Genomic DNA, 5,386 nt, shown 5'->3' with positions numbered 1-5,386 from the left:
CGGCTACAGTAACTTTTCCCAGCCTCAATCTCATCTCTCTTTTTGCGTTCTGCTTCAATATCTGGTTGAACGGCGTCGCGTCGTAACCCAGCTTGGTAAGTTGGATTAAGCACTCCGTGGACAGATTTGTCATTGTGAGCATTTTCATCCCGAAGTTGCGGCTCATTCTGATTCTGAACAGCTTCTTGGGAAGTAGCGACAGCTTGGTTTTTAGTGAGTTGTTCCATTCTTTAGCTCCTAGACCTTTAGCAGCAAGGTCCATATCTGACTTTTTGTTAACGTATTTAGCCACATAGAAACCAACAGCCATATAACTGGTAGCTTTAAGCGGCTCACCTTTAGCATCAACAGGCCACAACCAACCAGAACGTGAAAAAGCGTCCTGCGTGTAGCGAACTGCGATGGGCATACTGTAACCATAAGGCCACGTATTTTGCAAGCTATTTAACTGGCGGCGATTGCGTACCCGACGACCAAAATTAGGGTCAACGCTACCTGTAGGAAGTGTCCGCATAAAGTGCACCGCATGGAAATGAAGACGGCCATTAGCTGTACCATACTCAGGCACACAAAAATACTGATAGCAGTCGGCGTGTGAATCATTAGCCTTGCGACCCTCGGCAGCAAGAACCATACGACCAATATCACGAAAATAGTCACGCAAAGCATTGGGATTATCATAAAACGCCTCTAATCGGTCGTCAGCCAACGTGAGAGTGTCAAAAACGATAAACCAACCATCAGCATGAGCCTGTCGCATTGCATTCATCAAACGCTGAATAGCAAAGCCTCTACGCGATTTCATAGTGGAGGCCTCCAGCAATCTTGAACACTCATCCTTAATACCTTTCTTTTTGGGGTAATTATACTCATCGCGAATATCCTTAAGAGGGCGTTCAGCAGCCAGCTTGCGGCAAAACTGCGTAACCGTCTTCTCGTTCTCTAAAAACCATTTTTCGTCCCCTTCGGGGCGGTGGTCTATAGTGTTATTAATATCAAGTTGGGGGAGCACATTGTAGCATTGTGCCAATTCATCCATTAACTTCTCAGTAACAGATACAAACTCATCACGAACGTCAGAAGCAGCCTTATGGCCGTCAACATACATATCACCATTATCGAACTCAACGCCCTGCATACGAAAAGACAGAATCTCTTCCAAGAGCTTGATGCGGTTATCCATCTGCTTATGGAAGCCAAGCATTGGGGATTGAGAAAGAGTAGAAATGCCACAAGCCTCAATAGCAGGTTTAAGAGCCTCGATACGCTCAAAGTCAAAATAATCAGCGTGACATTCAGAAGGGTAATAAGAACGAACCATAAAAAAGCCTCCAAGATTTGGAGGCATGAAAACATACAATTGGGAGGGTGTCAATCCTGACGGTTATTTCCTAGACAAATTAGAGCCAATACCATCAGCTTTACCGTCTTTCCAGAAATTGTTCCAAGTATCGGCAACAGCTTTATCAATACCATGAAAAATATCAACCACACCAGAAGCAGCATCAGTGACGACATTAGAAATATCCTTTGCAGTAGCGCCAATATGAGAAGAGCCATACCGCTGATTCTGCGTTTGCTGATGAACTAAGTCAACCTCAGCACTAACCTTGCGAGTCATTTCTTTGATTTGGTCATTGGTAAAATACTGACCAGCCGTTTGAGCTTGAGTAAGCATTTGGCGCATAATCTCGGAAACCTGCTGTTGCTTGGAAAGATTGGTGTTTTCCATAATAGACGCAACGCGAGCAGTAGACTCCTTCTGTTGATAAGCAAGCATCTCATTTTGTGCATATACCTGGTCTTTCGTATTCTGGCGTGAAGTCGCCGACTGAATGCCAGCAATCTCTTTTTGAGTCTCATTTTGCATCTCGGCAATCTCTTTCTGATTGTCCAGTTGCATTTTAGTAAGCTCTTTTTGATTCTCAAATCCGGCGTCAACCATACCAGCAGAGGAAGCATCAGCACCAGCACGCTCCCAAGCATTAAGCTCAGGAAATGCAGCAGCAAGATAATCACGAGTATCCTTTCCTTTATCAGCGGCAGACTTGCCACCAAGTCCAACCAAATCAAGCAACTTATCAGAAACGGCAGAAGTGCCAGCCTGCAACGTACCTTCAAGAAGTCCTTTACCAGCTTTAGCCATAGCACCAGAAACAAAACTAGGGACGGCCTCATCAGGGTTAGGAACATTAGAGCCTTGAATGGCAGATTTAATACCAGCATCACCCATGCCTACAGTATTGTTATCGGTAGCAAGCACATCACCTTGAATGCCACCGGAGGCGGCTTTTTGACCGCCTCCAAACAATTTAGACATGGCGCCACCAGCAAGAGCAGAAGCAATACCGCCAGCAATAGCACCAAACATAAATCACCTCACTTAAGTGGCTGGAGACAAATAATCTCTTTAATAACCTGATTCAGCGAAACCAATCCGCGGCATTTAGTAGCGGTAAAGTTAGACCAAACCATGAAACCAACATAAACATTATTGCCCGGCGTACGGGGAAGGACGTCAATAGTCACACAGTCCTTGACGGTATAATAACCACCATCATGGCGACCATCCAAAGGATAAACATCATAGGCAGTCGGGAGGGTAGTCGGAACCGAAGAAGACTCAAAGCGAACCAAACAGGCAAAAAATTTAGGGTCGGCATCAAAAGCAATATCAGCACCAACAGAAACAACCTGATTAGCGGCGTTGACAGATGTATCCATCTGAATGCAATGAAGAAAACCACCATTACCAGCATTAACCGTCAAACTATCAAAATATAACGTTGACGATGTAGCTTTAGGTGTCTGTAAAACAGGTGCCGAAGAAGCTGGAGTAACAGAAGTGAGAACCAGCTTATCAGAAAAAAAGTTTGAATTATGGCGAGAAATAAAAGTCTGAAACATGATTAAACTCCTAAGCAGAAAACCTACCGCGCTTCGCTTGGTCAACCCCTCAGCGGCAAAAATTAAAATTTTTACCGCTTCGGCGTTATAACCTCACACTCAATCTTTTATCACGAAGTCATGATTGAATCGCGAGTGGTCGGCAGATTGCGATAAACGGTCACATTAAATTTAACCTGACTATTCCACTGCAACAACTGAACGGACTGGAAACACTGGTCATAATCATGGTGGCGAATAAGTACGCGTTCTTGCAAATCACCAGAAGGCGGTTCCTGAATGAATGGGAAGCCTTCAAGAAGGTGATAAGCAGGAGAAACATACGAAGGCGCATAACGATACCACTGACCCTCAGCAATCTTAAACTTCTTAGACGAATCACCAGAACGGAAAACATCCTTCATAGAAATTTCACGCGGCGGCAAGTTGCCATACAAAACAGGGTCGCCAGCAATATCGGTATAAGTCAAAGCACCTTTAGCGTTAAGGTACTGAATCTCTTTAGTCGCAGTAGGCGGAAAACGAACAAGCGCAAGAGTAAACATAGTGCCATGCTCAGGAACAAAGAAACGCGGCACAGAATGTTTATAGGTCTGTTGAACACGACCAGAAAACTGGCCTAACGACGTTTGGTCAGTTCCATCAACATCATAGCCAGATGCCCAGAGATTAGAGCGCATGACAAGTAAAGGACGGTTGTCAGCGTCATAAGAGGTTTTACCTCCAAATGAAGAAATAACATCATGGTAACGCTGCATGAAGTAATCACGTTCTTGGTCAGTATGCAAATTAGCATAAGCAGCTTGCAGACCCATAATGTCAATAGATGTGGTAGAAGTCGTCATTTGGCGAGAAAGCTCAGTCTCAGGAGGAAGCGGAGCAGTCCAAATGTTTTTGAGATGGCAGCAACGGAAACCATAACGAGCATCATCTTGATTAAGCTCATTAGGGTTAGCCTCGGTACGGTCAGGCATCCACGGCGCTTTAAAATAGTTGTTATAGATATTCAAATAACCCTGAAACAAATGCTTAGGGATTTTATTGGTATCAGGGTTAATCGTGCCAAGAAAAGCGGCATGGTCAATATAACCAGTAGTGTTAACAGTCGGGAGAGGAGTGGCATTAACACCATCCTTCATGAACTTAATCCACTGTTCACCATAAACGTGACGATGAGGGACATAAAAAGTAAAAATGTCTACAGTAGAGTCAATAGCAAGGCCACGACGCAATGGAGAAAGACGGAGAGCGCCAACGGCGTCCATCTCGAAGGAGTCGCCAGCGATAACCGGAGTAGTTGAAATGGTAATAAGACGACCAATCTGACCAGCAAGGAAGCCAAGATGGGAAAGGTCATGCGGCATACGCTCGGCGCCAGTTTGAATATTAGACATAATTTATCCTCAAGTAAGGGGCCGAAGCCCCTGCAATTAAAATTGTTGACCACCTACATACCAAAGACGAGCGCCTTTACGCTTGCCTTTAGTACCTCGCAACGGCTGCGGACGACCAGGGCGAGCGCCAGAACGTTTTTTACCTTTAGACATTACATCACTCCTTCTGCACGTAATTTTTGACGCACGTTTTCTTCTGCGTCAGTAAGAACGTCAGTGTTTCCTGCGCGTACACGCAAGGTAAACGCGAACAATTCAGCGGCTTTAACCGGACGCTCGACGCCATTAATAATGTTTTCCGTAAATTCAGCGCCTTCCATGATGAGACAGGCCGTTTGAATGTTGACGGGATGAACATAATAAGCAATGACGGCAGCAATAAACTCAACAGGAGCAGGAAAGCGAGGGTATCCTACAAAGTCCAGCGTACCATAAACGCAAGCCTCAACGCAGCGACGAGCACGAGAGCGGTCAGTAGCAATCCAAACTTTGTTACTCGTCAGAAAATCGAAATCATCTTCGGTTAAATCCAAAACGGCAGAAGCCTGAATGAGCTTAATAGAGGCCAAAGCGGTCTGGAAACGTACGGATTGTTCAGTAACTTGACTCATGATTTCTTACCTATTAGTGGTTGAACAGCATCGGACTCAGATAGTAATCCACGCTCTTTTAAAATGTCAACAAGAGAATCTCTACCATGAACAAAATGTGACTCATATCTAAACCAGTCCTTGACGAACGTGCCAAGCATATTAAGCCACTTCTCCTCATCCAACGCGTCAGTTTTTGACAGAATCGTTAGTTGATGGCGAAAGGTCGCAAAGTAAGAGCTTCTCGAGCTGCGCAAGGATAGGTCGAATTTTCTCATTTTCCGCCAGCAGTCCACTTCGATTTAATTCGTAAACAAGCAGTAGTAATTCCTGCTTTATCAAGATAATTTTTCGACTCATCAGAAATATCCGAAAGTGTTAACTTCTGCGTCATGGAAGCGATAAAACTCTGCAGGTTGGATACGCCAATCATTTTTATCGAAGCGCGCATAAATTTGAGCAGATTTGTCGTCACAGGTTGCGCCGCCAAAACGT

At 44.7% G+C, this 5,386-nt stretch carries 9 protein-coding genes; all 9 read right to left on the bottom strand.

What is annotated here, in order from left to right; genetic code table 11:
• Nucleotides 1–1,321, bottom strand: a 1,321-nt coding sequence (locus SCSH_RS11595; RefSeq protein WP_001691415.1) for a replication endonuclease, incomplete at its 3' end; no start/stop codon positions are given.
• A 63-nt stretch (nt 1,322–1,384) separates the two neighbouring features.
• Nucleotides 1,385–2,371 carry a Minor spike protein gene (locus SCSH_RS11590; protein ID WP_000466547.1) on the bottom strand — a complete coding sequence of 329 codons (987 nt, stop codon included), beginning with the start codon at nt 2,369–2,371 and terminating at the stop codon, nt 1,385–1,387.
• An 8-nt stretch (nt 2,372–2,379) separates the two neighbouring features.
• On the bottom strand, nt 2,380–2,907 hold the full coding sequence (locus SCSH_RS11585; protein ID WP_000487867.1) for a hypothetical protein: 528 nt from the start codon (nt 2,905–2,907) through the stop codon (nt 2,380–2,382).
• Between the two features lie 110 nt (nt 2,908–3,017).
• Nucleotides 3,018–4,301 (bottom strand): major capsid protein, encoded by a 1,284-nt coding sequence (locus SCSH_RS11580; RefSeq protein ID WP_000065572.1) that lies wholly within the window; start codon nt 4,299–4,301, stop codon nt 3,018–3,020.
• A 36-nt stretch (nt 4,302–4,337) separates the two neighbouring features.
• Nucleotides 4,338–4,454, bottom strand: coding sequence for a phage DNA packaging protein J (locus SCSH_RS11575; RefSeq protein ID WP_000033471.1), 117 nt, complete (start codon nt 4,452–4,454; stop codon nt 4,338–4,340).
• Entirely contained in the window at nt 4,454–4,912 is a 459-nt protein-coding gene (locus SCSH_RS11570) for a scaffolding protein D (RefSeq protein ID WP_000084700.1), read from the bottom strand. The genes SCSH_RS11575 and SCSH_RS11570 overlap by 1 nt, the downstream gene beginning before the upstream one ends.
• Nucleotides 4,909–5,148, bottom strand: coding sequence for a phage DNA packaging protein C (locus SCSH_RS11565; RefSeq protein ID WP_016670801.1), 240 nt, complete (start codon nt 5,146–5,148; stop codon nt 4,909–4,911). Before SCSH_RS11565 ends, SCSH_RS11570 begins: the two co-directional genes overlap by 4 nt.
• The gene (locus tag SCSH_RS11560; RefSeq protein WP_002253904.1) at nt 5,081–5,251 is read right to left on the bottom strand and encodes a bacteriophage K family protein; all 171 of its coding nucleotides are present in this window, start codon (nt 5,249–5,251) and stop codon (nt 5,081–5,083) included. The genes SCSH_RS11565 and SCSH_RS11560 overlap by 68 nt, the downstream gene beginning before the upstream one ends.
• Nucleotides 5,251–5,346 (bottom strand): hypothetical protein, encoded by a 96-nt coding sequence (locus SCSH_RS11555; RefSeq protein WP_497462900.1) that lies wholly within the window; start codon nt 5,344–5,346, stop codon nt 5,251–5,253. Before SCSH_RS11555 ends, SCSH_RS11560 begins: the two co-directional genes overlap by 1 nt.
• Between the last annotated feature and the right edge of the window lie 40 nt (nt 5,347–5,386).

Origin of the sequence: Streptococcus orisasini (genome assembly GCF_001431045.1) — a bacterium.
In the GTDB taxonomy this organism is placed as follows: Bacteria; Bacillota; Bacilli; order Lactobacillales; family Streptococcaceae; genus Streptococcus; species Streptococcus orisasini.
Note: the sequence above shows the minus strand (reverse complement) of the source record. Positions and strands in the feature narration are given on the sequence as shown.

Excerpts from the sequence above, each read along its gene's own strand:
- SCSH_RS11590 (WP_000466547.1), bottom strand. The coding sequence starts at position 2,371 with ATGTTTGGTGCTATTGCTGGCGGTATTGCTTCTGCTCTTGCTGGTGGC.
- SCSH_RS11585 (WP_000487867.1), bottom strand. The coding sequence starts at position 2,907 with ATGTTTCAGACTTTTATTTCTCGCCATAATTCAAACTTTTTTTCTGAT.
- SCSH_RS11580 (WP_000065572.1), bottom strand. The coding sequence starts at position 4,301 with ATGTCTAATATTCAAACTGGCGCCGAGCGTATGCCGCATGACCTTTCC.
- SCSH_RS11575 (WP_000033471.1), bottom strand. The coding sequence starts at position 4,454 with ATGTCTAAAGGTAAAAAACGTTCTGGCGCTCGCCCTGGTCGTCCGCAG.
- SCSH_RS11570 (WP_000084700.1), bottom strand. The coding sequence starts at position 4,912 with ATGAGTCAAGTTACTGAACAATCCGTACGTTTCCAGACCGCTTTGGCC.
- SCSH_RS11560 (WP_002253904.1), bottom strand. The coding sequence starts at position 5,251 with ATGAGTCGAAAAATTATCTTGATAAAGCAGGAATTACTACTGCTTGTT.